Here is a 25,763-nt window from a genome sequence, read left to right on the forward strand (position 1 = left end):
GTACCCCGCTATTGCCGCTCTGGTGGCTCACCCATCCGAACGTTTGTCGAGGAAATGCTGTAATGGCGCAGAGCTCAGACCAGACACTCAAACTTCCGCTGCTGCCGCTGCGCGACGTGGTGGTGTATCCGCAGATGGTCATCCCGCTGTTCGTCGGGCGCGAAAAGTCGATTCGCGCGCTCGAGACAGCCATGGAGAGCGACAAGCGCGTCCTGCTGGTCGCCCAGCGCGAAGCGGCGCATGACGACCCGGGCGCCGATGATCTGTTCGGCGTCGGCACCGTCGCCGATATCAAACAGCTGCTGAAGCTGCCCGATGGCACCGTGAAAGTGCTGATCGAAGGTGCCTTCCGCGTCGACGTGCAGCGCGTGGTCGAGGAAGAGAGCGGCTACATCGCCGCCGATGCCACGCCGCGTGACAGCGAGCCGCTCAGCGAGCGCGAGCAGGAGTCGCTGGTTCGGGTGCTGCTCAACCAGTTCGAGCAGTATGTGAAGCTGTCCAAGAAAGTGCCCAGCGAGGTGCTCTCCTCGCTGCAGGAGATCGAGGACCCCAGCCGGCTCGTCGACACCATCTGCGCGCACCTCTCGCTGAAGATCGATGACAAGCAGGAGCTGTTGGAGATGGATCGCGTACGCGATCGCATCGAGCACCTGATGGCGCTGATCGAGTCCGAAATCGACCTGTTGCAGGTCGAAAAGCGGATCCGTTCGCGGGTCAAGGATCAGATGGAGAAGTCCCAGCGCGAGTACTATCTCAACGAGCAGATGAAGGCCATCCAAAAGGAGATGGGCGAGCTCGAGAACGTGCCCAACGAGGCCGAGAAGTACGAGCAGCGGATCCAGGAAGCGGGCATGCCGCAGGAGGCGGTGGACAAGGCGACCCAAGAGCTGAACAAGCTCAAGATGATGTCGCCGACTTCCGCCGAGGCCACGGTGGTGCGCTCCTATCTCGACTGGGTGTTGTCGGTGCCGTGGAAGAAGCGCACTCGGGTTAAGCACGATCTACCGCTGGCGGCCAAGGTGCTCGATGAGGACCACCATGGCCTCGAAGAGGTCAAGGAGCGCATTCTTGAGTATCTCGCGGTACAGAAGCGGGTCAAGAAGCTCAAGGGGCCGGTGCTGTGTCTGGTCGGCCCGCCGGGGGTAGGCAAGACCTCGCTGGGGCAGTCGATCGCACGTGCGACCAATCGTCGCTACGTGCGTCTGGCACTGGGCGGCGTGCGCGACGAGTCCGAGATTCGCGGTCATCGGCGCACCTATATCGGATCGCTCCCGGGCAAGCTGATCCAGCGCATGAGCAAGGCCGGGGTGCGCAACCCGCTGTTCCTGCTCGACGAAGTCGACAAGATCGGCATGGACCATCGTGGCGATCCGGCGTCGGCGCTGCTTGAGGTGCTCGATCCGGAGCAGAACGACAAGTTCAACGATCACTATCTGGAGCTCGACTACGATCTCTCCGATGTGATGTTCATCTGCACCGCCAACTCGATGAATATTCCTGGGCCGCTGCTCGATCGTATGGAGGTGATCCGGCTGCCGGGTTACACCGAAGACGAGAAGCTCGCCATCGCCAAGCGCTACCTGATTCCCAAGCAGCTCAAGGCCAACGGGCTCAAGGACCAGGAGCTGACCTTCGGTGACGAAGCGGTACTCGAACTGATTCGCTACTACACTCGTGAGGCGGGCGTGCGTGAACTCGAGCGCCAGATCGCCAAGGTGTGCCGCAAGGTGCTGCGCGAGCGCCTGGAAGCGGAGAAGGGTCAGGGTGCCCAGGCGGGGCAGACTCTGGCAGCGGCGGATATCGATCGCTATGCCGGCGTGCGCCGCTACAGCTACGGCCTGGCCGACCAGGACGATCAGGTGGGGCGTGTCACTGGTCTTGCGTGGACCTCGGTGGGCGGCGAGCTGCTCTATATCGAGTCGGTGGTGACCCCGGGCAAAGGACGTCTCAACAAGACCGGCTCGCTGGGTGACGTGATGAAGGAGTCGGTCAGCGCTGCCCATACGGTGGTGCGCGCGCGGGCCCCGCAGTTGGGTATCGACCCGGAGCGCTTCGAGAAGGAAGACCTGCATATCCACGTGCCCGAGGGCGCCACCCCCAAGGATGGCCCCAGCGCTGGCATCGGCATGGTCACCGCCATGATCTCGGCCTACAGCGGGCGCGCCGTTCGCTGCGACGTGGCCATGACCGGCGAAGTCAATTTGCGCGGCGAAGTGATGCCGATCGGCGGCCTTAAGGAGAAATTGCTGGCTGCACGGCGCGGTGGTATAAAGACGGTGCTCATTCCCGAAGAGAATCGTCGGGACCTCAAGGAGGTTCCTGACAATATCAAGAGCGCGTTGGATATCCGCCCTGTGAAATGGATCGACGAAGTGCTGGCGGTGGCGCTGACGAACCCGATGGAAGTCGATGAAAAGCGTGCTGACGATGCCGCTTCATCGCAGGCCAATGTCAGCACACATTGATCGAATTCCGGCGCGAATCCGAGGCGTGAAGTCAGACATGACGCGGTTTTTCTCAAGATCTTGATTGACAGCATAATTGGAGCATTGCTATAAAATGCCCACTTGTTGTGATCGCTATCGCAGTTAGAGATTGCGCGTCGATTTCCTCTCAATTTTGTACACAGTCAAGGGGTGAAGTGTGAATAAATCCGAGCTGATCGAAGCCATTGCCGCGTCTGCCGATATTCCCAAGGCAGCTGCGACACGTGCACTCGACGCCATGATCGAGTCCGTGTCCGACAGCCTGAAGAACGGCGACTCCGTGGCACTGGTTGGGTTCGGGACTTTTTCGGTCAAGGAGCGTGCTGCACGCACCGGCCGTAACCCGCAGACTGGCAAGCCGATCAACATCAGTGCTGCCAAGGTGCCCAGCTTCAAGGCGGGCAAGGCGCTCAAGGACGCTGTCAACTAAGTTTGCCGCGTGATACGGGCCCTGTTCCCGCGGGTGACTTAGCTGCGGCTGTTACGCACGGTCAGGTCCGTAACCATGTAAGCGCATCGCCTCAGCGATGCGCTTTTTTATGACCGCCTTCTGGGGTGTCTCGATGTGCGCTGGGGTGTCTCGATGTGCGACGACCACTGTCGCTGCCCTTGCCATAGCGGCGTGGCGCGCGCGATGAGGATGCATGGGTCGCACGCGGCGGTGTACGATGCGCCCCGGAGATAGGGTTACCGACATGCGAGGACAGCATGCTGCAGAAAATTCGTGAAGGCTCCCAGGGCTGGGTGGCGAAGGTCATCGTGGGGGCCATCATCGTGACCTTCGCGCTGTTCGGCGCCGAGTCACTGGTCAGTTATTTCCAGTCGGGCAGCAACGATGTGGCCCAGGTCAACGGCGAGGCGATCAGTCGCCAAGCCGTAGAGACCCAGGTGCAAAGAGGCATTCGCTCCGGCCAGGTGCCGCCGGAGCAGGAGCGCCAGTATCGTGCCCAAGTGCTCGACCAGCTGATTCGTCAGAAGACACTGGACCAGTACGCTGAAGCGGGGGGGCTGTTCGTCTCCGATACCCAGCTCGATCAGCTCATCGTATCGTTGCCTGAGTTCCAGGATCAGCAAGGCCGCTTCTCGGACCAGCTGTTCACCACCCGTCTGGCCCAGGCCGGCTATACACCGGCGGCATTCCGTCGCGAGCTTCGTGCTGACACCCTGCGGCGTCAGATTCAGCAGGGGCTGGCGGTGTCGGCCTTCGTGCTGCCCAGCGAGCAGCAGCGTCTCGCTGCTCTCCAGCAGCAGCAGCGCAGCTTCCGCTACGCGCGACTGACGCCGGCCGATCTGGCCCAGCCGGTCACGCCGGACGATGCCGATATCCAGCAGTATTATGAGGCGCATCAGGATGATTTCCGACGCCCGGAGCAGGTCAAGGTCAACTACCTGGTCCTCAACCAGCAGGAGCTGGCCCATAACGTCGAGGTGACCGATGCCGAGCTGCGCCAAGCCTACGAGCAGGATCGCAAAGCGGCACCGCGGCGGGTTTCGCATATCCTGGTCACCTACGGTGATGGCGACCGTAGCGAGCAGCAGGCGCGTGCGCGGCTCGAAGAGGTAAAGGCCAAGCTGGATCAAGGCGAGGATTTCGCCAAGCTGGCCAAGACTTACTCGGACGACAGCTCCTCCGCGGCCAAGGGCGGTGACATCGGTGTCATCCAGAAGGGCTTTTTCGGTGAGGCCTTCGACGATGCCGCTTTCGCCCTGGATCAGGGGCAGGTCTCGAAGATCGTCAAGTCGGACTACGGCCTTCACTTGATCAAAGTAACCGACATCGAGATCCCCAGCTTCGAGAAGGATCGTGCGGCGCTGGTCAAGGAGGTGCAGCTGGCGCAGTCGCAGGACGCTTTCAACGAGGCGGTGCAGAAGCTGACCAATGACGCCTACGAAGCCGACGACCTCGCCAGCGTGGCCAAGGAGATGGGGCTGACGCTGAAGAGCAGCGACTGGTTCTCTCGCGATGGTGGTGGTGAGGGCGTGCTCTCCAATCCCGACGTGATCGCCGCCGCGTTCTCGCCGGACGTGCTCGAGGATGGCTACAACAGCGAGGCCATCGAGACCGACGCTCAGCAGCGCGTAGTGCTGCGGGTGATCGATCATCGTGATGCCAGCGTGCTGCCGCTCGAGCAGGTGCGCGACAGGGTCACCGCGGCGGTCAAGGCCGAGATGACGCGCCAGCGTCTGAAGGCACAGGCCGAGCAGGCGGTGGCGAGCCTGAAGCAGGGCGAGACGGTATCCGAGCTCAACTGGCGGCGCGTCGATGCGGTCACTCGCGACGGCGCCGACGGCTTGCCGCAGCCGGTACTGGAGGCAGCTTTCGGCTTGCCGCGCCCGGCCGCCGAGGGTGCTAGCTACACCAGCGTCGAGCTGCCCGATGCCGTTGCCATCGTTGCGCTCGACAAGGTCGAGGCCGGCAAGCCCGACGCCCAGAGCGCCGACTTCACCAATCGTCTGGCTCAGCGTATCAAGGCGCAGAATGCCATCCAGGGTTTGAGCGAGTCGCTGCAGAGCGAGGCGAAGATCGAGAAGCAATGAGCTGTCTCTTCGAGCGCCGGGTGTCCGTGCCCGGCGCTCGCGTTGCGGCAAGCGCATGGCTTGCTGGAAATCGTATGCCCTCCTAGGCTAGATCGACGTATCTACTTGCCAGGAGGGCTTTTTCGTTTATGGCTACCAGTCGTTATATCGCACTCACCGAGATTCCCCAGGGCCTGCCGCGTGAAGATCAGTTTGCGCTGCGTGAACAGCCGCTGGCGCCTCTGGCGGAGGGCGAAGTGCGGGTGCGCAATCTGTGGCTGTCGGTGGACCCCTACATGCGCGGACGCATGAGTGGCGTCACCACCTACGTCGAACCTTACGCGCTCGATGCGCCGATGGATGGCGGTGCCGTCGGCGAGGTAGTGGAGTCCAAGGATTCCCGCTATGCGCCGGGCGATCTCGTCCGCCATATGGCGGGGTGGCGCGATGTCGCCCAGCTGTCGGCCGATCAGGTCGAACCGCTGCCCGAGCACGATGTGCCACCTCAGGCCTACCTCGGCGTGCTCGGCATGCCTGGAATGACCGCCTGGACCGGGCTCAATCGGATCGCGCAGATGCAGCCGGGAGAGCGGGTCCTGGTCAGTGCGGCCTCCGGGGCGGTGGGCTCGTTGGCGGTGCAGCTGGCGCTGGCGGCGGGGTGCCAGGTCGTCGGTGTCGCCGGCAGCGATGCCAAGTGCGAATGGCTCGAGGGGCTCGGCGCGCGGGCAGTGAACTACCGCGGCAAGGATGTCGAGGCGCTGACCCTGGCGCTGGCCGAGGCCGCGCCGGAGGGCATCGATGTTTACTACGAGAATGTCGGCGGGCCGCTGCTGGATGCGGCGCTGGCCAATCTACGAGACCATGCGCGGATCGCGGTGTGCGGGCTGATCGACCGCTACAACGACGCCCAGGCGGGAGATGGGCCGCGCAATCTCAACCGGCTGCTGTTCCGCAAAGCGCGTATGGAGGGATTCATCGTCGCCGAGCATTGGGCTCACTATCCGACATTTCTGGCCGAGGTGGCACCGCATGTCGCCGCCGGTGAGGTGCGCTATCGCGAGACCGTAGTCGAGGGGCTCGAACGGACGCCGGAAGCGTTTCTGAAACTCTTTTCCGGTGACAACGAGGGCAAGATGCTGGTTCGACTCGACACCAGTGCCGCTGACGTCTGAGTTTATACCGTTATCTTCTGATTGTTCCCGTGAAATGAAAGGCCTCGGCTGCTATCTGCAGCCGAGGCCTTTTGCATCGCCAAGGTCTTTTTCTTAGTGCGGATGTTCGCGTCGTGCAGATTGCCGGCACTGCACAGGTCTCCGGCGTCTGCCTCGCCTGGCTACTGCGTGGCGTGTTCCCACCGTGTGATCAGCTGCAGTGCTTGTTCGCGCCTGTCGCCGCACAGCTCGATGTCGAAGTCGAAACGGGCGCAGACCGCAGGGCGGCGGGGGTCGCCGAACAGCCGGCACAGATGGTCGTCATCGAGCTGGACGCAGCGCACCCCCGCCGGCTTGCCCTGGGGCATGCCGGGGATGGGGGAGGTGATCGACGGGGCGATGCAGCAGGCCCCGCAGCCGGGACGACAGGTGCTCATGCGGGGCTCGGCTCGCCTCGGTGCTGGGCCAGGGCGCCCTTGTCGATACCTTCGAACGCCTGCACGCGAATATGCGCGCCGCTGGCCTGGGCGATCTGCCGGGCGAGCCAGGCGGCGATATGCTCCACCGTCGTGGGCGCGGGCAGAATATGGCAGCGCTCCCGCGGCAGGCGTAGCTGGAACTGACCCTGGGCGCTGCGATAGCGCACCTTGAGCGGCCCGCTCTCGCGTGGATTGAGCGCATCCTCTTCATCGACCAGATAGCTGTGGTCGAGCTGACGCGACCAGTGGGCCTCGAGCTCCGGATCGCGCTGGCCGTCGCGCCAGATGCGCAGATGCGAGCGGTGGCCGTGGGCGATGCGCTGGCAATTCCCGGCGTGGTGCTTGAGGCCATGGCTATAAGTGTAGATAGCCCCGTCGGGAAGCTCCTCGCGCAGGCGCACACGGATCGCTTCCACCCGCGGCGGCGGGCGCTTGCTCAGCTCCTGGCTGAGATAGGCGCCGAGACGTTCGGCGTTGATCTCGCCCCAGGGCAGTATGGTGAAGGCCTGGCGCGGCGCGCGCACTTCGAACGAGTAGGGGAGTTCGGCACTCAGATGCAGCCCTTCCAGGCACTCCTCGACCTTGACCCCGGTGGCCTGGGCGGGGACCAGCAGGGTGTGGTCGAGGCCGGCGTCCAGGCGTGACTTGATCCATGGCTTGACCTCACCGAAGTCGAACAGCATGCCGTCCTCGCCGAGCTCGCCATCGAGCTCGACGTCGACGTGCCAGCTCGCCCCCATCAGGCCGAGCTGCGGAGACCAGATCGAGGCGTCGATATTGGTCAGGTTTCACGAACAGGGTCATCAATCGATTCCAGCGATTTTGTGCGTCTGCAGCGACAGGCGCCATTGGGGGTGGCGCAAGCAGTAGTCGACCACGCTGGCCATGGGGGCGTGGTCTGTCGCGATGCGCCCCGGGGCAGGGTCGATCGGCTGCAGGAAGAAGTGAGTGAAGTCGAGCCCGGCGAAACGCTGTGGGTCCACGCCCGGCTGCGGGTGGACCAGCTTGAGCTCGTCGCCGCGGGTCTGGACCAGCGCATTGTCGCCCTTGGGGCTGACGCAGATCCAGTCGACGCCGGGCGGCACCGGCAGGGTGCCGTTGGTCTCCACGGCGATCTCGAAGCCGCGCGCGTGCATCGCCGCGAGCAGCGCTGGGTCTAGCTGCAGCAGGGGCTCGCCGCCGGTGAACACGACGTAGCGGCGAGCCACGGCGGAGTCCGAGGTGCTCTGCCAGAGTGCCGCAAGGTGCGTGGCCAGAGCCTCGGCATCGGCGAAGCGACCGCCGTTCTGGCCGTCGGTGCCGATGAAGTCGGTATCGCAGAACGTGCACTGCGCTCGGGCGCGATCGATGTCGCGCCCGGACCATAGATTACAGCCAGTGAAACGGCAGAAAACGCTGGCACGTCCCGACTGTGCGCCTTCGCCCTGGAGCGTGTAGAAGGCTTCCTTGACGCTATACATGAAGCGGATGTCTCGATCTGGCGATGGTCAGGAGGTGGCGTAGGGCAGCGGATCCGTCACCCCTAGGCTTTCGAACGCGCCCAGACGCTCGCGGCAACTAGCGCACTCGCCGCAGGCGTGGGCCTGACCCAGATAGCAAGTCCAGGTGTCGGCGTAGTCCAGGCCCATGGCGAGCCCGTCGGCGAGAATGCGCGCCTTGTCGGCGTGCAGGTAGGGGGCGACGATCTCGACCGCTTCGAAGTTGGCGATGGCGGCGACATCATTCATGCGCTCGACGAATGCCGGACGGCAGTCCGGATAGAGCACGTGATCCCCACCATGGGCGCCGTAGAAGCACTTGGCGGCACCGATGTTGACGGCGTGTCCGATCGACAGCGAGAGCAGGATCATGTTGCGGTTGGGCACCACCGTGGCGGTGAGGTTCTCTTCACCGTAATCGCCCTTGGGTAGTTCGCGGCTGCTGTCGGTCAGCGCCGAGTTGCCGATCAACTGATGGATGGCGCGAATGTCGACCACCCGGTGGGGCACGCCGAGCGCTTGGCAAACATGGCGGGCAACCTCCAGCTCGCGGGCGTGGCGCTGGCCATAGTCGAACGAGAGCGCGTGGACCGCGTAGCCTTCGCGCAACGCGCGATGCAGCACGGTGAACGAATCCATGCCGCCGGAGTAGATCACCACGGCGGGTTCGGCCGAGACGGGTGTCGAAGGAGAAGTCATGCGCAATCTACCTGTGACGTGAACGCGCCGCGCTCGCCGGCCAGCGGGGTGAGGAAACGGCGTCTGAGCTCCTCCTGGGGGAGATCCTGGGCGAGCAGGTGCGTCAGTTTGCTGCAGGCGGCCTCGACGGTCATGTCATCACCCGACATGACGCCGATATCGTTGAGGATCTGGCCGCTGGCGTAGGTGCCGGGGGCAGCGCCGCCGATCGGGCATTGGCTGAGGGCGACCAGCGGTTTGCCTTCGGCGGCGGCGCGCGCGAGCACGCCGATCAGTGCCGGATCGTCGGGCAGGTTGCCGCTGCCCCAGCACTCCAGCACCGCGCCGGCCACCTGCGCTGCGTCGAGCCAGCGTTCGACCAGCGAGGCATCGATACCGGGCCACAGCGTTACGCGGACCACCTGAGGCGCTGGATCTCGTGCCGGCAATTCGAATCGCGGTGCGCCTTCGTCGCGCCAGGCGCGGGCGGGATAGAGCGCGGCCACGCCATCCACCAGTTCGCCGAGCAGCGGCCAGTTGGGACTTTCGAAGCCGGTGTCGTCACGGGTATACCACTTGCGCGCACGGCAGCCGCGCAGCAGCCGGCCGTGGAAGCACAGGCCGACTTCGCGCCAGCCAGGTGGCGGCGAAAGCCAGTGACGCTTCCAGATTATCCAGCGCGTCGCTGTCGGGCTGGCCCAGCGGACGCTGCGAGCCGGTCACCACCACCGGTTTGGTCAGCCCCTGCAACTGAAAGGCGAGCGCCGAGGCGCACCAGGCGAGGGTATCGGTGCCGTGCAGGATGACGAAACCGGCATAGGTTTCGTGCTGCGCCGCGATCAGGGCGGCGAGCGCCGACCAGTCGGCGAAGGTCGCGCTGCTGGAGTCGATCGGCTCGGGAGACTCCCATAGCGTATAGGCTGGCAGCGCGCGTCGCCGCAGCGGCGGCAGCGTTGCCAGTGCCGCCTCCAGGCGCGGCGCCATGTCGCCGGCGGGGATCAGCCCGCGGCTCGAGGCCTGCATGCCGATGGTACCGCCAGCGTAAATGACGAGCAGTGGTAGCGGTGTCGTATCAGAGGTCGTAACCACGGATCACCTTGCAGATCGAGGCGAAGGTGCGCGCTTCCGGCGGATGGTTGAGATCGACACTCAGCGCACGACTGATATCGGAAGCGGAGATCATGCCGCGAATGCGTTCGCCGCCCTGGCCGTCCGGTTCGGTGACCAGAACGTGCTGATCGCCGGAGGATTTCAGTGTCTCGACCAGGTCACCGACACTGGCATGTGAGACTCGGCTGTAGGAGAGCGCGTGCAGCTCGCTGCGCGGTGTCTGGATCATTTCCGCCGTTACCTCGTCGCGGCCGATCTGATGCTGCTGCATGGCCAGCGTGACGCGACGGCCGCCGATCAGCTCGCGCGCATTGACCACGCCGGTGAAACGGCCTTCGGGGTTGATCAGCATCAGCAGCCGCACACCGGCCTGCTTCATGGTCTCCAGCGCCTGATCGACGGAACTGGAGGTCGGCAATGTGTGCGGTCGGCTGATACTGAAATCGGTGACCAGCAGCACGGCCGGGCTCTCCAGCGTGACGCTGTGTGTCGGCGCTTCGGGTTGGACGATACCACTGACACCATCGAGGCTGGCTAGCGGTAGCGCGGTGAAGTGGACCTTGGAGGGGTGGGGGGTCTTGTCCATCGAAAATCTCCCGGCAAGTGTCTGAATCGAGATGTATCTACATGAAGGAAGAGCGCTGCCGACCTGCCGCGGTGACGTTGCTCACGCGGCGGCAGATCGGCGGATTAAGTCGGTGGCGCGACATCAGCCGCGCTGCTGCAGATCGCCACGTACGCTATCCAGAAAGGTGATGAAGCGCGTATCGCGCGCGTCGTCGTGGCGATCGGTGCGACAGCCGAGCTTGAGACTGTTCTGCATCAGCAGTTCGTCATAGATGTCCAGCGTGATCTTGATGCCCGTGTCGGGGGTGGGCGTCAGTGTCCCCTGTTCGAGTGTGAACCCCTCGAACAGGGTCGCGCGGATGCGCGTGGTGCCACCTTCGGTGAGCACTCGACGAACGAAAAGCCAGCCCTCACAGGCCAGATTGTCGCCGTTGTCGCGCTGGCGCTGGAACAGGGTGCGATAGCTCGCGCCCTCCTTGGCGCCGCGGTCCGCCATGCTGCGGTAGGCCTCGGTGACACGCGACGCCATGGCCCCGGTCTCTGCCAGCTTGCGCACGGCGGCCTGATGCTCGCGCGACAGCTGATCCTGGCGCTGGAAGCGCTGCCACAGGCGGTAGTCGGCGTACAGGGAGTTCGCGTCCATGTCTTCTCCAGTAATGACGAATCGTCAGCCGCCTATGATCGCCTATTCGGCCGTCGTCTGGCCACCCGCGCGTGCTCGCCCACGCGCGCCTGCGCCTTTCTCTCGTGACGCCACGGTCTCGGGTCCCATGGCGACATGAAGATGCTACGGTAAATGCTAAAGTTTTGTGCGTCGTCGGCCGATCATGTAATAAGACGACCCGAATCACGCCTATTCAGCCGCTGTGTGCGAGCCCGGCGTGGTAGAAATGGCATCCAGAACGAGAGAGGCATCATGGCTAGCATAGCGTCCCTGGGTATCGGCTCCGGCCTGGATCTGAACGGGCTGCTTGGCGATCTCGAAAAAGCCGAGAACAAGCGGCTCGAACCGATCGCTGCGCAGCAGAGCAGCTACAAGACCAAGTTGTCGGCTTTCGGCAAGCTGGAGAGCTCGCTCAATGCGCTGCGCGATGCGGCCAGCAAGCTCGGCGATCCGGCGACCTTCACCGCTGTCGGTAGCGAGATCACCGGCAGTGCAGTGAGCGTGTCCACGGGCAAGGGCGCCGAGGCGGGTCGTTATCAGATCGAGGTGTCGCAACTGGCCCAGGCACAGTCTTCCGCCTCCAAGGGGTTCTCCAGCAAGTCCGATGATCTGGGTATCAGCGGTACCCTGAGCTTTACTGTCGGCAGCGGCGACCAGATCGATGTGGACTATGCCAGCGGCGATTCGCTGAGTGATATTCGCGATGCCATCAATGCCAAGGATGCAGGGGCCAATGCCTCCATCATCAATGACGGTAGCGGCTATCGGCTGGTGATGACCTCCAGCGAAACCGGCACCGACGCCGAGATTGCCTTCTCCAGTGACACCGACTTCAGCTTCGAGACCAAGGTGGCGGCGCAGGACGCCCAGCTCAAGGTCAACGGCATCGATATCGTCAGCCAGACGAATACCGTCGAAGAAGCCATTCAGGGGGTGACGCTCAAGCTCGATGCCACGACTGACGCTGCGGCCACCCTGACAGTGTCCAAGGACACCGAGGCGATGAGCGCGTCGGTCAAGGCGTTCGTCGATGCTTACAATGCGGTGCAAAAGACCGCCGATGCACTCACGGGATACAACGCGGACACCGACACCGCGGGTCTGCTGCTGGGCGACTCCACCATGCGCTCGATCGAGTCGCGGCTGCGTGGTGCGCTGAGCACGCCTAACGATGACGGCGGCAGCTACCGCCTGCTCTCCAATATGGGCATCGAGCGTCAGCTCGACGGCACGCTGAAGATCGATAGCGACAAGTTCGACCAGGCGCTGGCCGATGATACTGCGGGTGTCAGCCAATTCTTCTCCGGTGCCGACGGTGAGAGCGGTTTTATCGGCAGCTTCGACAAGACCGGGGACGATTCTAGACAGTGGCGGCTCGCTGGAAGCGGCGACCGACGGCATCGACTCGACGCTGGCGAGCCTCAAGGATCGCTACTCGCGTATGCAGGATTCGATCTCCAGCCACCATTGACCGCTATCGCAAGCAGTTCAGCCAGCTCGATTCACTGGTGTCGCAGATGAATTCCATGAGCAGTTATCTGAACCAGCAGTTCAGCGCGCTCAGCGCACAAACCAAGTAGTGACAGGTGCCTAGCATGATGATGACCAACCGACGGGGCGCAGGTGCCTACGCGAGGGTAGGGGTGGAGTCGGCGGTGATGTCCGCCGATCCACACCAGCTCATCGTGATGCTGTTCGATGGCGCTCAGGCCGCCATCAGTAGCGCCCAACTGCACTTGCAGGACGGCAACCGCGCGGCCAAAGGCGCGGCGATCTCCAAGGCGATCGATATCGTCAACAACGGCCTGTCCGCAGCCCTCGATCATGAGAAGGGCGGTGAGATCGCGGCCAATCTGGCACGACTCTACGATTACGTGTCGCGTCTGCTGCTGCAGGCGAACCTGCGGGACGACGCCCCCCATTGGTTCAGGCTGCGGCTATCCTCGCTGATCTCGGCTCGGGCTGGCGCGAGCTGCGCGCCGCCGGAGCTGCACCGTGAGTGAAGGAGGTCGAATGGCCGAGCATGAGTCCATGGTGGCGCGCTACCGCGAGCTGCTGGAAGTTTCCAGCACGATGCTGGGCCATGCCCGGTCCCAGGATTGGGAGGCGTTGATCCAGCAGGAGGCTCTACGCGGTCGAGCTGGATGGGTGCGTTTGATCGGCGATCCAGGCTCGTTCAGCGAAAGCGAGCGTCAGGCTCAGCTTCAGTTGCTCGAGCAGATCCTGACCCAGGATGCGGAGACGCGGCGTCTGCTCGATGCACGCCGCGACGAGCTGGCGCAGATGATCGGCAACTCCCGGCGCCAGCAGGCCGTGGGGCAGGTCGTACCAAGGTGGTCGGGGCGGTATCTCCACGCGCCTCCGTTTCAACGCGCCTGACGGTAGCATGTGAGCGGCATTACCCCGATTCTGGACACTTTGCTGCACCAGGTGCTGGGCAAGCGGGTGGATGTGCCCGTGCTTCGGGATCAGCCGGCGCCGGTCTCGCCCAAGGCCTCTTCCGATGCGATTCAACCCGCCCGCAGCGATTCGCGCTTGCATGGCCAGAGCCAGCCGAGGCTGACTGCGGCTGAGGGCGATCTGGCGCGCTCGACAACGGGGCGTCAGACGCCGCTCACATCAGAGAGACCGATACCGCTGGCCTCGGCGCAGACCTCTCTGAGTCGCGCTGCCGTTGAGATATCCCAATTGCTGGCACGCCACCCGGTGGCGCAGAGTTCTGCCATCACGTCCACCGCGGCGCTGCTGTCGACGCGTAACCCCAGCGCCGAGGCGGCAGCGAGCGCGCTGGCCAACAGTATCAGCGGCAGCGGCGTGTTCTATGAGTCCCATCTGTCGCGCTGGCTGCAGGGCAGCTATCCGCTCGCCAAGCTTTGGCAGGAGCCTCAAGCCTGGATGGGGCTCAGCTTCCGTCCCAGTCCTCAGCCCCAGGCTGCCTTTTCGCCGTTGCTGGCGGCGTGGCGCTCCCTGCTGCTCGAGCGCCCGGGCAGCTCGGCTTCTGGTCTGTCCCCGCGCAGTGACGGGAATGCGGGAAGTACCGCTTCCGCGGCCAGCGCCGCGCCGCGAGGGGGCGCGCCAGCGACTTCGTCAAGTGCCCCTGCCGGCGCCTATCGGGCGGATGGTACCCAGGTCGCAGCGCGGCCTGCTGGCGGTGTGACGGCGGTGTCGCCGCCGCTGGGGGGCGGACAAGCCATGCTGGGTGACGATAGGGTAGCGCCGAGGCAGGTGCATCAGCTATCGCATCAACCGCCCGAGCATCTACAGTCGCTGGTACGTCATCAGCTCGAGTTGATGGCATCGCCGACACTACGCTGGGAAGGGCAGCTGCTGCCGGGCATGCCGATGTTCTTCATGCTCACGGAGGTTCCCTATCGGGAATCGCACGAGCAGTCGGAGGGCTCGGGCGAGCGTGAGCAGGCGCAGCGTCAATGGCGTGGCGAGATCCGTCTGACGCTGCCGAGGTTGGGCGAGATCGAGGTCGAACTGGAGAGTGTCGCCGCCGATCACTGGCGTATCGTCATTGCCGCGAGCGATGCGCAGGCGCGACAGCGCATCGCCGAGGAGTTGCCGGCGCTGCGCGAGCAGTTGATCGCAAGACAGCTGCGCGTCGATCTCGAGATGACCGAGGAGAAGCTGGCATGAGTGACAGCGATTCGCGCAAGCGTGCCGTAGCCCTGGCCTACTCGGGCGAGCGACACGACGCCCCGAGAGTGGTTGCAAAAGGATATGGTGATGTGGCCGAGCGCATCATTGCCTCGGCCAGCGCTGCGGGCATCTTCGTGCACGATGCGCCCGAGTTGGTGGCGCTGCTGATGCAGGTCGACCTCGACGAACGTATTCCCGAGTCTCTCTATCAGGTGGTCGCAGAGCTGCTGGTATGGATCGCCCAGGTCGATGGCGCCGCGCTGGCGGGTGATATGCGCTAGTTACAGGTGTGTCCGACGCCTGGTGGTCTCATTTGAGTCTCATCATTTTGTAACGCAATAGCGCTAACCTTCCCAAAACACCTATAGCAATCAGTCACTTTCGGCCGGAAATGGGACGCTTGCACCACAAAAAATGTTACCCTAAGAAAATTTAGTAACAAAGGTTGATTTTTTTCATCCAAAGGTTGCACACTATATCTATCACAAAGATCTGATGTAAGTCTGATTGGCTTACAAGCAGGCGGAGCGCCTGGTGTACGGGCGCCGACAAAAAACCCACACGCAGGGACCCCTAGGCATGCATAAGAACGGCTATCTCGAAGACATCCAGGACCTCAATCTGTCCTATCTGTTGCTGGTTCAGCGTCTTCTGAATGAAGATCGCGAGACCGCCATGTTTCGCTTGAATCTCGATGCCGAGATGGCCGATGCCATCGCCGGGCTATCGATCAAGCAGTTGACCAACTCTCGCGCACCAATCAGCTGCTGTGCCATCTGCGCTTCTCCGATGCGCGTCAGCTCGATCTGCTGCTCAACAATCCGCTGCCCAGGGCTCAGTCAGACCCATGCCGCGCTGCTGATGGCGGGAGCCAATCGTATCGCGCTGCCATCATCCCAGGAGGGTTGAGCCATGAGCGATAAGAGCCTGGTGGGGGAGATGCTGCAGGTTCAACTGGCCATCGAGCTGATCGAGCTGGGCGCTCGTCTGCAGGTGCTCGAGACCGAGACCGCACTGAGCCGTGCCGGCTCATCAAGCTGTACAAAGAGGTCAAGGGGATGTCGCCGCCCAAGGGGATGCTGCCGTTCTCCGCGGACTGGTTTGTCACTTGGCTGCCCAATATTCACTCGTCGCTGTTCTACAACATCTATCGTCGTCTCAATGAAGAGCTCGGCTGCGAGCGGATGAGTGCCTTCGTCAAGGCTTACCGGCTCTACCTGGAGCAGGTACAACTGGATCAGGCGGAGCCCACCCTCGGTCTGACTCGCGCCTGGACGCTGGTGCGCTTCTTCGAGAGCGATCTGCTCCAGCTCTCGCGCTGCCAGAGCTGCGGCGGCGATTTTGTCGCCCATGCCCACAGCCCGACGCGGGATTACGTCTGTGGCATCTGCCAGCCGCCGTCGCGCGCGGGTAAGACGCGTAAGGCCAAGCGTGATGTCGACAGCGAGGAGTCGATTGGCGATACCGAGCAAGCGCAGCCGCTGCGGCGTGCCGCCTCGCGCTGAGCTGACTCGGCACGACCCTGGACGGGCCCCTTCGGGGGCCCGTCTTGCGTTTGATGGTCGGGATGAGGCAAGCGGCCGGCTTTCTGTGACGTTCACCCTCAAGTGGGCCCGGGCATCTGCCGATAGAAAAGGCAGATTCGCCATGTATCATCCCCAGGAGCATGCCTCGTGTTGATTTTAATCGGTTACATCGTCGTCATCGGTAGCGTCTTCGGAGGCTATGCGGCGATCGGCGGCCACCTGGGCGCGCTGATACAGCCCTGGGAGTTCGTGATGATCGGTGGTGCCGCGATCGGTGCCTTCATCTGTGCCAACAATGGCAAGGCGATCAAGGCCACGCTGAAATCGTTCTCCAAGCTCAAGCGGACCAAGCGCTATAACAAGATGATGTACATGGAGTTGATGGCGCTCCAGTATCGCTTGCTGACCAAGGCGCGCCGCGACGGCATGCTGGCGATCGAGCGCGACATCGATTCGCCTCAGGAGAGCGCGATCTTCGCTGACTATCCCAAGATTCTCTCCGATCCCATGATCATGGCGTTTTTGACCGACTATCTGCGGCTGATGGTCAGCGGCAACATGGATCCGTTCGAGATCGATGCGCTGATGGAGCACGAGATCGAAACCTTTCAGCACGAGGCCGAAGTGCCTGCGCATTCACTTTCCGCGGTCGGCGATGGTCTGCCTGCCTTCGGTATCGTGGCCGCGGTCATGGGGGTGGTTCACGCGCTGGGTGCCGCCGATCAGGGGGCGGCCATGATGGGGCAGATGATTGCCCAGGCGCTGGTGGGCACCTTCGCCGGGATTCTCATGGCTTACGGCTTCGTCACTCCAGTGGCACACCATCTCAATCTCCAGGTGGGTGAAGCGACCAAGATGCTTCAGTGCATTCGCGTGACCTTGATGGCGAGCCTCAATGGCCTGGCACCGCAGCTGGCGGTGGAGTTTGGCCGCAAGGCCCTGTTCACGGCGGTACGGCCCTCGTTCAGTGAGCTCGAGGAGCATGTGCGCTCGAGCGGCCAGACCCTGCGAGGCACCGGGACGGATAACTCATGAGTGCAGGGGGCGAGCGGCGGCCGATCATCGTCAAGCGCAAGCGTGTCCAGAAGGGAGGGCATCACGGTGGCTCCTGGAAGATCGCCTACGCCGACTTCATGACCGCGCTGATGGCGCTGTTCCTGGTGCTATGGATTCTTTCGACCGTCAGCGAGAACGAGCTGGAGAGTATCGCCGAGTACTTTCGTACGCCGCTGGCGGTGGCCCTGACTGGTGGTGACAAGAATACCGCCAGTACCAGCGCCATTCCCGGTGGTGGCGCCGACCCCACCGCCAGTAAAGGCGAGGTGCGGCGCATCGATGTACGTGAGCAGACTCGTCCGAGCGACGAGCAGCGCATGCTGCGTGCGCTGCGTGATCGCCTGAGCAGTGTGATCCGCAATGACCCCCAACTACGCCAGCTGCAGTCGCAGCTGCGTATGGATTTCTCCCCCGAGGGGCTGCGCGTGCAGATCGTGGATAGCGATCAGCGGCCGATGTTCGAGCTCGGCAGCGATCGGCTGGAGCCCTACATGGTCAAGATCCTGCACAAGATCGCGCCGGTGCTCAACGAGATGCCCAATCTGATCAGTATCAGTGGGCATACCGATGCGCTGCCCTATGCCGGGGGCGAAAAAGGCTACAGCAACTGGGAACTCTCCGCCGACCGCGCCAATGCCTCGCGGCGCGAGCTGATCGCCGCGGGCTGTCGCCCGACAAGCTGCTGCGCGTCGCCGGCATGGGCTCGCGTGTCACCTTGCCGGGCACCGACCCGACCGACGCCGTCAACCGCCGCATCAGTATCGTCGTACTCGATAACCGCGCTTCGCGGGCTATCGAGCAGCGCGACGAATCGGTGTTGCCCAACCCGCTCGATGGGCAGGGGCAGCCTGACGCGGGTGCCGATATCCCAACGCCGGCAATCGCTGTGCCGGGTGCCGACGTGGCGCCCACGGGGGCTGCGACATCACCGGGTGGTGAGGCGACATCACCGGGTGGTGAGGCGGCCACGCCGGGTGGCCAGGCGTCAGCAGCGCCGGCTGCCACCGCCGCTCCCAGTGGAGACGCGACGCCCACGGGCCCGGCGTCGGCCAATGGTGGTGCGGCAGCAACGGATGGCCAGACGCCAGCAGCGCCGGCTGCAGGTGCTGCGCAGTCCGGATAGGGGTTGCGTGGGTGACGATGGACGTGTCCGTCTCGCGGCAGATCAGGCACGCGCCTAAAAGGGCCTGCGAATCTGGGTATTGCGCGCGCTGACAGTCATTCGGTCGAGTGGCTGGCAGCGCGTCCTGCCGGGCATTCCCGTGCCAAGCCTGTTGACTGCCCGCCCGCCAGGTGGTCTGCCGAGACGGGTATTTAACGGCAACGCCTAAACAATCCGCATGCGCTGCCGATAGTGGCAGGTAACGACGCTGTTCAGCGCAGGTGTTGCCATGAGCAGGCGTTGGTGCAAGCGGTTAGGCCGTGCCGAGTTCGCTATCGTGCCAGCATTATCAATGGCTTGGGTGCTTCATAATGGACATAAGTGATTTTTACGACACGTTCTTCGAAGAGGCCGAGGAGCTTCTGGCGGACATGGAACGCCTGCTGCGAATTGGACGTGGACGAATCCCGATGTCGAGGATCTCAACGCCATCTTTCGGGCCGCGCACTCCATCAAAGGCGGCGCAGGCACGTTCGGTTTCACGGTGCTCCAGGAGACGACGCACATCCTGGAAAACCTGCTCGACTATACCCGGCGTGGCGAATTGACCCTGCGACGCGACATCGTCGACACGTTCCTGGAAACCAAAGACATGCTTCACGATCAACTGGATGCCTATCGCAACGGCAATGAACCCGACGCCGAGGCGTTCGAGCGCATCTGTCGCATCCTCCAGCAGATCGCGCAGGACGAGCTGGGTCTGCGCAACGCTGTCTCTGCAGCGGCGGAAAAGCCGGCGGCTGCGCCAACTGAGGCTGCGAAGCCCGAGCCCGAGCCCACACCCAAGGCCGAGGCCGAGGCCTCTGGCGACAGCGAGACTGCGGCTTCGGGGACGCGTCAGCTTACCATCACGTTGCTCGGAGTGAGCGCCAAGGATCGCGAGCTGCTGGTCGATGAGCTCAAGCACTTCGGTGACATCGGCGCCCAATCCGGCGACGAGGCACGCTTCCAGGTCACTCTCGAGAGCTCTGAATCTCAAAGCGACATCGAGGCAGTGCTGTGCTTCATCATCGAGCCCGAGCAGCTGCAGATCGAGGCGTCTGCTGCCAGCGCAAATGCCGATGTCGAATCAGGGGCTGCCGAGCCGGTCCAGGCCAGCACGACGACGGCCGCGGAGAGTGCAGGAGAAAGTACCGGAGACAGTGCCCCGGGCAGCGCTACTGCGACAACGGCCGCCAAGCCGCCCGCCGCGGGTGGTGCCAAGGCGAAGGCGGCGGCCAAGGCCAAGTCCAAGGGTGGCGAGTCCGGCACCATCCGGGTACCCGTCGACAAGGTCGATCAGATCATCAATCTGGTGGGGGAGTTGATCATCACCCAGTCGATGCTCGAGCAGACCGCCAGCGAGATGGATATCGTCTCCCACGGCCCGCTGGTCAACGGCATGAACCTGCTCCAGCGCAACGCGCGTGACCTGCAGGAAGCGGTGATGTCGGTGCGTATGATGCCGATGGACTACGTCTTCAGCCGCTTTCCGCGACTGGTGCGCGACCTTGCCGACAAACTGGGCAAGGACGTCGAACTGGTCACAGAGGGGAAATCGACCGAGCTCGACAAGAGTCTGATCGAGCGCATCATCGATCCGCTCACGCACTTGGTGCGTAACAGTCTCGATCATGGCCTGGAGTCGCCGGAGAAGCGTGAGGCCGCGGGTAAGTCGCCCACCGGTCGGTTGACGCTCTCGGCCCAGCATCAGGGCGGCAATATCCTGATCGAGGTGATCGACGACGGCGCCGGGCTCAGCCGTGACAGAATCCTGGCCAAGGCACGCTCCAACGGTCTGACCATTCCCGATAACATCAGTGACGACGACGTCTGGCAGATGATCTTCGCACCGGGCTTCTCCACCGCCGAGCAGGTCAGCGACGTCTCCGGCCGCGGCGTGGGCATGGATGTGGTCAAGCGTAACATCCAGGAGATGGGTGGCCACGTCGAGATCATGAGTCAGCCGGGCAAAGGGACCAACACGCGAATCGTGCTGCCGCTGACGCTCGCCATCCTCGACGGCATGTCGATCCGCTGTGGCAAGGAGACCTTCCTGCTACCGCTCAACGCCGTGCTCGAATCGCTGCAGCCGCTGGCCGAGGACATCTACTCGATGGCCGGCGATGACCAGGTGCTCAAGGTGCGCGACGAGTATCTGCCCATCATCACGCTGCACCATGCGCTCGACATTCCGGGTGCCAAGACCACAGTGACCGAAGCGATCGCTGTGATCGTGCAAGGTGAGGGCCGCCGCTATGCGCTGCTGGTCGACGACCTGATCGGTCAGCAGCAGGTCGTGGTGAAGAACCTGGAAACCAACTATCGCCGGGTGCCGGGTATCTCCGCGGCGACCATCCTGGGCGACGGCAGCGTTGCCCTGATTCTCGATATTGCCGACTTGCATCGCCTCGATCGGCGCAAGTCCCAGCAGCGCCATAAGGCGAAACACCATCATTCAGTGGAGGTACAGCCAGCATGACAGCACAAGCGAGCGTGGCGGCCATCGTCAGCGAGGCAGCCAGTAACGAATATCTGGTCTTCTCCCTGGGCGATGAGGAGTATGCGGTCGACATCCTCAAGGTCCAGGAGATCCGCGGCTACGAGAATGTCACCCGGATCGCCAACGTGCCCGAGTTCATCAAGGGCGTGACCAATCTGCGTGGCGTCATCGTGCCGATCATCGACCTGCGCCTGAAATTCCATCTCGAGAACGTCGAGTATGGCGGTCAGACGGTGGTCATCGTGGTCAATGTGGCTGATCGCATCGTGGGTATCGTGGTCGACGGCGTTTCCGACGTCATGAGCCTCACGCCCGATCAGATCAAGCCCGCTCCTGAGTTCGGTGTCACTCTCTCTTCCGACTACCTGAACGGTATCGGCAGCCTCGATGATCGTATGCTGGTACTGGTTGACATCGAGAAGTTGCTGACCCACGAAGAGATGCAGCTGGTCGACCGCACCGCCACTCAGGGTTGAGCCATCGCCAGCCCCCATGCAGATCAAGACCGCAGCCTCGGCTGCGGTCTTGCGTTTGGTGCCCCCGATCTCGACACGCGGCGGCGGTCGGCGAGCCAGGCCGATCGAGGCATCCGGCGCAGTGATGGGGTGCAAGTTCAAGTAGAGATGGATCAGGGAAGATTCAGGTGACGGTCAATCCAGTCCACGTCGATGACAGGCCAAGTCGATGAAAGGCCATGGAAGGTTTAAGACAACGCTGTATTAGCCGATATATCTCAAGTCATCGATTCGGCGCGCGGCCCCGGGAATCACGTTATCGCCGCCGCAGACATCGGTTAGCGGCACTTGCCAACTTCCAGGAATGTAATGACATGTTGAACCTTCGTGATTGGACCATGCGCCGCAAGCTGTGGGCGACCCTGATTCTGATGTGGGTCGGACTGATCATGGTCGCCGGATGGTCCCTCTACTCCATGCGTGCCAATCTGTTCGAACAGCGAACCCAGAGTCTCGAGTACTTCATCGGTAGCGCCAAGCAGCTGGTCGACAGCTACGTCGATCAGGCGCAGCAGGGCAAACTGAGCCAGCAGGAAGCCAAGGCTCGCGCTATTGCCGATCTTTCCCATCTCAGTTTTGGCGCCGATGGTTATCTGTTCGTCTTCGATTCCAAGCTCGATATCGTCTATCACCCGCGCCGCGACACCGGCAGTAGCATGCGTGATTATCAGGACCCCAACGGCAACTATCTATATCGCGACATGCTCGCCGCAGGGCAGCAGCCGGGCGGTGGCCTGGTGAGTTACGTGTCGCGGCGCAGCGGCGGCGACAAGATGTTCGACAAGTTGAGCTATGTCATGCGTGTCCCGGCCTGGGACTGGCAGATCGCCACTGGGGTCTACGTCGATGACATCGATGCCATCATCATGCGCGGCCTGCTGGTCTATCTGGGCTTGATTCTGGCCATCGGCGGGGTGCTGTCGCTGATCATGGCGTGGGTCATTCGCAATGTCCTGGCGCGTCTGGGTGGCGACCCGGGGCATGCTCGGGAGCGCGTCCAGCGCATCGCCGCTGGAGACTTCACCCAGCCACTGGCACTCAAGTCCGGCGACGACAGCAGCCTATTGCATGCCATCGAGGGCATGCGCCAACGGCTCAACGAGACCTTCGCCGATGTGCGGGCCAGCGCCGAGTGGGTCAACGTGGGCGCGGGGCAGATCGCCAGCGGCAACCAGGATCTGGCGGTGCGCACCGACCAGCAGTCGGCGGCGATCGTCGAGACCGCCTCGAGCATGGAGCAGTTGACCCAGACCGTGCGTCACAACGCTGACAATGCCGACGCCGCGACCCAGGCGGCGGCGCAGACCCGGGATCGGGCCGAGCAGGGCGGCAGCATGATGCATGACGTCGAATCGACCATGGCCAAGATCCAGGACAGCTCACGCCGCATGGCCGAGATCGTCGACATGATCGACAACATTGCGTTTCAGACCAATATCCTGGCGCTTAACGCCTCGGTCGAGGCGGCGCGTGCGGGTACCGCCGGTCGCGGCTTTGCTGTGGTCGCCGAGGAAGTGCGTAACCTGGCCAGCCGCAGTGCCGATGCCTCGCGTGAGATTCGCGGGCTGATCGGCACCGCCGGTGAGCAGGTGGAGACTGGGGTCGACCTGGTCGGCAAGGTCGGGACGGCGATGGAAGAGATCGTGGCGTCGGTATCCAGTGTCAGCGGCCTGATGGACGAGATCGCGGGTGCTTCGCGCGAGCAGCGTACCGGGATCGAGCAGGTCAACCAGGCGATCTCCGAGCTTGATCAGGTCACCGGCCAGAACGCCAGTCTGGTGCAGCAGACCGCGAGTGCATCGCAGTCCCTGGTCGAGCAGGCCAAGCGCCTCGAGGCGGCGCTCGAGCAGTATCGGGTGCAGGCCACCGATGCCTCTGGCAGCCATGCCCATCTCGAGCATCGGCCCGCGGCGCGAACCCGGCTGACGGCCACGACGGCCTGAGGCCGGGCGCCGCCGGCGAGACTAAAGTTCGGGCCCAATACGCCGATAGCTAGAGCAACTAATAAAACGGTTCCGGGGAGCCAGGTCGTCCACGGAGCCATGACAATGCCAGGGAATCTGCCATGCGAAACAACCAACCCGTGATCGACCGGGAAGTCCTGCTGGACGACGACGCCTATTTGATTTCGCGCACCGATCTCGACAGCCGGATCACCTATGCCAACCCGGCTTTCGTCAGCGTCAGTGGCTTCAGCTACGAAGAGCTGCTCGGGGAGCCGCACAACATCGTGCGCCATCCCGACATGCCGCCGGCGGCCTTCGCCGATCTGTGGCAGACGCTGAAGCAGGGCAAGGCCTGGAGCGGGGTGATCAAGAATCGCTGCAAGGACGGCAGCTTCTACTGGGTGCAGTCGACGGTAACGCCGATCATCGACGGCGAGGAAGTGGTCGGTTACACCTCGGTGCGCGTCAAGCCCAGCGACGAGGAGCGCAAACTTGCCGAGGTTGTCTATCCGCGCATGCTCGCCGGTCGCGGTCGAGGTTATCGCCTGCAGCAGGGGCGTCTGCAGCGGCGTGGCGCGCTGGCGGCGCTCAGACGTTTCAACCTGGGCTCTCTCAAGGGTCGTCTGATCGCAATGATGGTATTTGCGCTCTTGATCCTGGGGGCCAGTGGGGGGCTTGCGGTCTACGCGCTCAATGCCAGCGGTGAACGTCTGCAAACCCTCGCCGAGGAGGGTATGGGCGATCTGGCTCGCCTGCAGAAGATCGATCAGTTGATGTCGAAAGGGCGCGACTTGGTCTCCAAACCGGTCAGTAACCCCATGGCCGCGGATCTGGCACCGATCAAGGCTCAGGTCGATGCCTTGACCGACGAATTGCAATCCACCTGGCAGGCCTACTATGAAGGTCGCCCGGAGAATCATACGGCCGCGGCCGAGACCTTTGCCGCCGACCTCGAACGCTATCGGGAGCAGGGCCTGGGCGCGGTGATGAAGGCGCTGGAGGGCGGTGATTTCTATCAGTCCTACGTCGCCTTCAACGATGTCCTGCAGGCGGACAGTGACAAGAGCAGCGCCGATCTCAACGTGCTGGTGGATGCCAAGCGCCGTAACGCTCAGGAGATGGTCGTGGCCGCCAACTCGGCTCAGCACCGTGCTCTGATGGTATTGATCGGACTGCTGCTGGCCGGTGCCGTGGTACTGCTGGTCATCGGCGCGACTACGATCCGCGCGGCGCTCAAGCCGGTGCGTGAAGCGCTCGACTTCACGCGTCAGATCGCTTCCGGCAACCTCGGCGCCGAGCTGAGCCAGCGGCGCAAGGATGAGCTGGGACAACTGATCATTGCGCTCAATGGTATGCGTCAGAGCCTGGGAACCATCGTCGGTGATGTCGATGCCAACGTGGCGGTGGTGCGTCCGGCGACCCAGGACATTGCCCAGGGCAATGAGGATCTCTCCTCGCGTACCGAGCAGCAGGCCGCCTCTCTGGCAGAGACCGCGAGCAGCATGGAGCAGATGACTGCGACGGTGAAGCAGAACGCCGACAACGCACGCCAAGCGAGTCAGTTGGCGGGAGGCGCAACCGATACGGTCAGACGCAGCGGGGAGGTCATGGGACAGGTGGTCGATACCATGGGACGGATCACCGACAGCTCGCGCAAGGTCGCGGACATCGTTGGCTTGATCGACTCGATCGCCTTCCAGACCAATATCCTGGCGCTCAACGCCTCGGTCGAAGCGGCACGAGCGGGTGAGCAGGGGCGTGGATTCGCGGTGGTGGCCGGTGAAGTGCGCAGTCTGGCCAGCCGCAGCGCAGACGCGGCCAAGGAGATTCGCAACCTGATCGACAGCTCGACGCAGGAAGTGGGTCACGGCGCGGATCTGGTACGCGAGGCCGAAAGTTCGATCGGAGAGGTCGTCGACGCGGTGACCCGGTCAACGACATCATCAGTGAGATATCGGCTGCCTCCGAAGAGCAGACCAGCGGCATTCAGCAGATCAGCCAGGCGGTGGCACAGATGGACGAGGTGACCCAGCAAAACGCCCAGCGGGTGCAGACCAGCGCCGCGTCCGCGGCCGAGCTGCGCACCAGCGTCGACAGCCTGGCGCGCTCCATTGCGGTGTTCCGGCTTGCCGGAAGTGGTAGAGAACGGGTGCCTGGCGGTGGCCAAGAGCCTCGTCTGACGTCTAAACCGGCAGCGTCGAAACGTGCTGCTCCGGCGTTGGTATCGAACGACAAGTCCCGGACACGTCCGGCCAGCGGTAACGATACAGGGGAGTGGGAGGCATTTTGAAAAACGATCAG

The 25,763-nt window shown here is 63.4% G+C and carries 23 protein-coding genes and 3 pseudogenes; 18 read left to right on the forward strand and 8 right to left on the reverse strand.

Annotation, left to right across the window (positions count from 1 at the left end; genetic code table 11):
* The first annotated feature begins 62 nt into the window (after positions 1–62).
* The 4 genes from lon to CN538_RS16160 all read left to right on the forward strand — a co-directional run bounded on the left by lon (position 63) and on the right by CN538_RS16160 (position 6,175).
* Positions 63–2,465, forward strand: coding sequence for an endopeptidase La (gene lon, locus CN538_RS16145; RefSeq protein ID WP_106420095.1), 2,403 nt, complete (start codon positions 63–65; stop codon positions 2,463–2,465).
* Between the two features lie 178 nt (positions 2,466–2,643).
* The gene (gene hupB / locus CN538_RS16150) at positions 2,644–2,916 is read left to right on the forward strand and encodes a nucleoid-associated protein HU-beta (RefSeq protein ID WP_035471690.1); all 273 of its coding nucleotides are present in this window, start codon (positions 2,644–2,646) and stop codon (positions 2,914–2,916) included.
* A 278-nt stretch (positions 2,917–3,194) separates the two neighbouring features.
* Positions 3,195–5,024: a SurA N-terminal domain-containing protein gene (locus tag CN538_RS16155; RefSeq protein ID WP_106420096.1), complete on the forward strand. Its 1,830-nt coding sequence runs from the start codon at positions 3,195–3,197 to the stop codon at positions 5,022–5,024.
* A gap of 128 nt (positions 5,025–5,152) precedes the next feature.
* A complete protein-coding gene (locus CN538_RS16160) occupies positions 5,153–6,175 on the forward strand; it encodes an NADP-dependent oxidoreductase (RefSeq protein ID WP_106420097.1) in 1,023 nt (340 codons plus the stop codon).
* Positions 6,176–6,336: 161 nt separating this feature from the next.
* Here CN538_RS16160 and CN538_RS16165 read toward each other — a convergent pair whose 3' ends face one another.
* The 8 genes from CN538_RS16165 to CN538_RS16195 form a co-directional block, all read right to left on the reverse strand.
* Positions 6,337–6,591 carry a YkgJ family cysteine cluster protein gene (locus CN538_RS16165; RefSeq protein ID WP_106420098.1) on the reverse strand — a complete coding sequence of 85 codons (255 nt, stop codon included), beginning with the start codon at positions 6,589–6,591 and terminating at the stop codon, positions 6,337–6,339.
* The gene (locus tag CN538_RS16170) at positions 6,588–7,373 is read right to left on the reverse strand and encodes a 6-carboxytetrahydropterin synthase (protein WP_164999635.1); all 786 of its coding nucleotides are present in this window, start codon (positions 7,371–7,373) and stop codon (positions 6,588–6,590) included. The genes CN538_RS16165 and CN538_RS16170 overlap by 4 nt, the downstream gene beginning before the upstream one ends.
* A 63-nt stretch (positions 7,374–7,436) precedes the next feature.
* A complete protein-coding gene (gene queE / locus CN538_RS16175; protein ID WP_106420099.1) occupies positions 7,437–8,093 on the reverse strand; it encodes a 7-carboxy-7-deazaguanine synthase in 657 nt (218 codons plus the stop codon).
* A gap of 27 nt (positions 8,094–8,120) precedes the next feature.
* Complete coding sequence (queC, locus tag CN538_RS16180; protein WP_106420100.1) at positions 8,121–8,810, reverse strand: 7-cyano-7-deazaguanine synthase QueC; 690 nt, start codon at positions 8,808–8,810, stop codon at positions 8,121–8,123.
* Positions 8,807–9,295, reverse strand: coding sequence for an L-asparaginase family protein (locus CN538_RS25460; protein WP_340638353.1), 489 nt, complete (start codon positions 9,293–9,295; stop codon positions 8,807–8,809). Before CN538_RS25460 ends, queC begins: the two co-directional genes overlap by 4 nt.
* A gap of 55 nt (positions 9,296–9,350) precedes the next feature.
* The gene (locus CN538_RS25465) at positions 9,351–9,878 is read right to left on the reverse strand and encodes an asparaginase domain-containing protein (RefSeq protein ID WP_422917516.1); all 528 of its coding nucleotides are present in this window, start codon (positions 9,876–9,878) and stop codon (positions 9,351–9,353) included.
* A complete protein-coding gene (locus CN538_RS16190; protein WP_106420101.1) occupies positions 9,862–10,485 on the reverse strand; it encodes a CBS domain-containing protein in 624 nt (207 codons plus the stop codon). Before CN538_RS16190 ends, CN538_RS25465 begins: the two co-directional genes overlap by 17 nt.
* 123 nt (positions 10,486–10,608) lie before the next feature.
* Positions 10,609–11,109 carry a hypothetical protein gene (locus CN538_RS16195; protein WP_106420102.1) on the reverse strand — a complete coding sequence of 167 codons (501 nt, stop codon included), beginning with the start codon at positions 11,107–11,109 and terminating at the stop codon, positions 10,609–10,611.
* A gap of 273 nt (positions 11,110–11,382) precedes the next feature.
* Between CN538_RS16195 and fliD the strand changes: the two genes are divergently transcribed.
* The 14 genes and pseudogenes from fliD to CN538_RS23400 all read left to right on the forward strand — a co-directional run bounded on the left by fliD (position 11,383) and on the right by CN538_RS23400 (position 25,752).
* The gene (fliD, locus tag CN538_RS16200) at positions 11,383–12,651 is read left to right on the forward strand and encodes a flagellar filament capping protein FliD (RefSeq protein WP_242495257.1); all 1,269 of its coding nucleotides are present in this window, start codon (positions 11,383–11,385) and stop codon (positions 12,649–12,651) included.
* An 80-nt stretch (positions 12,652–12,731) separates the two neighbouring features.
* Positions 12,732–13,129: pseudogene (fliS, locus tag CN538_RS16205) on the forward strand (flagellar export chaperone FliS).
* A gap of 14 nt (positions 13,130–13,143) precedes the next feature.
* On the forward strand, positions 13,144–13,509 hold the full coding sequence (gene fliT / locus CN538_RS16210) for a flagellar protein FliT (RefSeq protein WP_106420103.1): 366 nt from the start codon (positions 13,144–13,146) through the stop codon (positions 13,507–13,509).
* Between the two features lie 327 nt (positions 13,510–13,836).
* Positions 13,837–14,772: a flagellar hook-length control protein FliK gene (fliK, locus tag CN538_RS23390; RefSeq protein WP_129591393.1), complete on the forward strand. Its 936-nt coding sequence runs from the start codon at positions 13,837–13,839 to the stop codon at positions 14,770–14,772.
* Complete coding sequence (locus CN538_RS23395) at positions 14,769–15,056, forward strand: EscU/YscU/HrcU family type III secretion system export apparatus switch protein (protein ID WP_106420105.1); 288 nt, start codon at positions 14,769–14,771, stop codon at positions 15,054–15,056. Before fliK ends, CN538_RS23395 begins: the two co-directional genes overlap by 4 nt.
* Positions 15,057–15,354: 298 nt before the next feature.
* Positions 15,355–15,684 carry a flagellar transcriptional regulator FlhD gene (locus CN538_RS16225; protein WP_106420106.1) on the forward strand — a complete coding sequence of 110 codons (330 nt, stop codon included), beginning with the start codon at positions 15,355–15,357 and terminating at the stop codon, positions 15,682–15,684.
* A 3-nt stretch (positions 15,685–15,687) separates the two neighbouring features.
* Positions 15,688–16,280 (forward strand): annotated as a pseudogene (flhC, locus tag CN538_RS16230) (flagellar transcriptional regulator FlhC).
* Positions 16,281–16,448: 168 nt separating this feature from the next.
* On the forward strand, positions 16,449–17,336 hold the full coding sequence (gene motA / locus CN538_RS16235) for a flagellar motor stator protein MotA (protein ID WP_106420107.1): 888 nt from the start codon (positions 16,449–16,451) through the stop codon (positions 17,334–17,336).
* Positions 17,333–18,538 (forward strand): flagellar motor protein MotB, encoded by a 1,206-nt coding sequence (gene motB / locus CN538_RS16240; RefSeq protein ID WP_340638146.1) that lies wholly within the window; start codon positions 17,333–17,335, stop codon positions 18,536–18,538. Before motA ends, motB begins: the two co-directional genes overlap by 4 nt.
* 292 nt (positions 18,539–18,830) lie before the next feature.
* Positions 18,831–20,980: pseudogene (cheA, locus tag CN538_RS16245) on the forward strand (chemotaxis protein CheA).
* Complete coding sequence (gene cheW, locus CN538_RS16250; protein WP_035471726.1) at positions 20,977–21,477, forward strand: chemotaxis protein CheW; 501 nt, start codon at positions 20,977–20,979, stop codon at positions 21,475–21,477. The pseudogene cheA and the gene cheW overlap by 4 nt, the downstream one beginning before the upstream one ends.
* A gap of 353 nt (positions 21,478–21,830) precedes the next feature.
* On the forward strand, positions 21,831–23,459 hold the full coding sequence (locus CN538_RS16255) for a methyl-accepting chemotaxis protein (protein WP_164999637.1): 1,629 nt from the start codon (positions 21,831–21,833) through the stop codon (positions 23,457–23,459).
* Between the two features lie 122 nt (positions 23,460–23,581).
* Positions 23,582–25,489: a methyl-accepting chemotaxis protein gene (locus tag CN538_RS16260; RefSeq protein ID WP_242495259.1), complete on the forward strand. Its 1,908-nt coding sequence runs from the start codon at positions 23,582–23,584 to the stop codon at positions 25,487–25,489.
* Positions 25,477–25,752, forward strand: a complete 276-nt coding sequence (locus CN538_RS23400; RefSeq protein ID WP_242495261.1) for a hypothetical protein — start codon at positions 25,477–25,479, stop codon at positions 25,750–25,752. Before CN538_RS16260 ends, CN538_RS23400 begins: the two co-directional genes overlap by 13 nt.
* Positions 25,753–25,763 lie beyond the last annotated feature (11 nt).

The organism is Salinicola tamaricis, assembly GCF_003006155.1.
In the GTDB taxonomy this organism is placed as follows: domain Bacteria; phylum Pseudomonadota; class Gammaproteobacteria; order Pseudomonadales; family Halomonadaceae; genus Salinicola; species Salinicola tamaricis.

What these genes read in the sequence shown, in the direction of transcription:
- lon (WP_106420095.1), top strand. Translation starts at nt 63, where the DNA reads ATGGCGCAGAGCTCAGACCAGACACTCAAACTTCCGCTGCTGCCGCTG.
- CN538_RS16155 (WP_106420096.1), top strand. Translation starts at nt 3,195, where the DNA reads ATGCTGCAGAAAATTCGTGAAGGCTCCCAGGGCTGGGTGGCGAAGGTC.
- CN538_RS16160 (WP_106420097.1), top strand. Translation starts at nt 5,153, where the DNA reads ATGGCTACCAGTCGTTATATCGCACTCACCGAGATTCCCCAGGGCCTG.
- CN538_RS16165 (WP_106420098.1), bottom strand. Translation starts at nt 6,591, where the DNA reads ATGAGCACCTGTCGTCCCGGCTGCGGGGCCTGCTGCATCGCCCCGTCG.
- CN538_RS16170 (WP_164999635.1), bottom strand. Translation starts at nt 7,373, where the DNA reads ATGGGGGCGAGCTGGCACGTCGACGTCGAGCTCGATGGCGAGCTCGGC.
- queE (WP_106420099.1), bottom strand. Translation starts at nt 8,093, where the DNA reads ATGTATAGCGTCAAGGAAGCCTTCTACACGCTCCAGGGCGAAGGCGCA.
- queC (WP_106420100.1), bottom strand. Translation starts at nt 8,810, where the DNA reads ATGACTTCTCCTTCGACACCCGTCTCGGCCGAACCCGCCGTGGTGATC.
- CN538_RS16190 (WP_106420101.1), bottom strand. Translation starts at nt 10,485, where the DNA reads ATGGACAAGACCCCCCACCCCTCCAAGGTCCACTTCACCGCGCTACCG.
- CN538_RS16195 (WP_106420102.1), bottom strand. Translation starts at nt 11,109, where the DNA reads ATGGACGCGAACTCCCTGTACGCCGACTACCGCCTGTGGCAGCGCTTC.
- fliD (WP_242495257.1), top strand. Translation starts at nt 11,383, where the DNA reads ATGGCTAGCATAGCGTCCCTGGGTATCGGCTCCGGCCTGGATCTGAAC.
- fliT (WP_106420103.1), top strand. Translation starts at nt 13,144, where the DNA reads ATGGCCGAGCATGAGTCCATGGTGGCGCGCTACCGCGAGCTGCTGGAA.
- CN538_RS23395 (WP_106420105.1), top strand. Translation starts at nt 14,769, where the DNA reads ATGAGTGACAGCGATTCGCGCAAGCGTGCCGTAGCCCTGGCCTACTCG.
- CN538_RS16225 (WP_106420106.1), top strand. Translation starts at nt 15,355, where the DNA reads ATGCATAAGAACGGCTATCTCGAAGACATCCAGGACCTCAATCTGTCC.
- motB (WP_340638146.1), top strand. Translation starts at nt 17,333, where the DNA reads ATGAGTGCAGGGGGCGAGCGGCGGCCGATCATCGTCAAGCGCAAGCGT.
- cheW (WP_035471726.1), top strand. Translation starts at nt 20,977, where the DNA reads ATGACAGCACAAGCGAGCGTGGCGGCCATCGTCAGCGAGGCAGCCAGT.
- CN538_RS16255 (WP_164999637.1), top strand. Translation starts at nt 21,831, where the DNA reads ATGTTGAACCTTCGTGATTGGACCATGCGCCGCAAGCTGTGGGCGACC.
- CN538_RS16260 (WP_242495259.1), top strand. Translation starts at nt 23,582, where the DNA reads ATGCGAAACAACCAACCCGTGATCGACCGGGAAGTCCTGCTGGACGAC.
- CN538_RS23400 (WP_242495261.1), top strand. Translation starts at nt 25,477, where the DNA reads ATGGACGAGGTGACCCAGCAAAACGCCCAGCGGGTGCAGACCAGCGCC.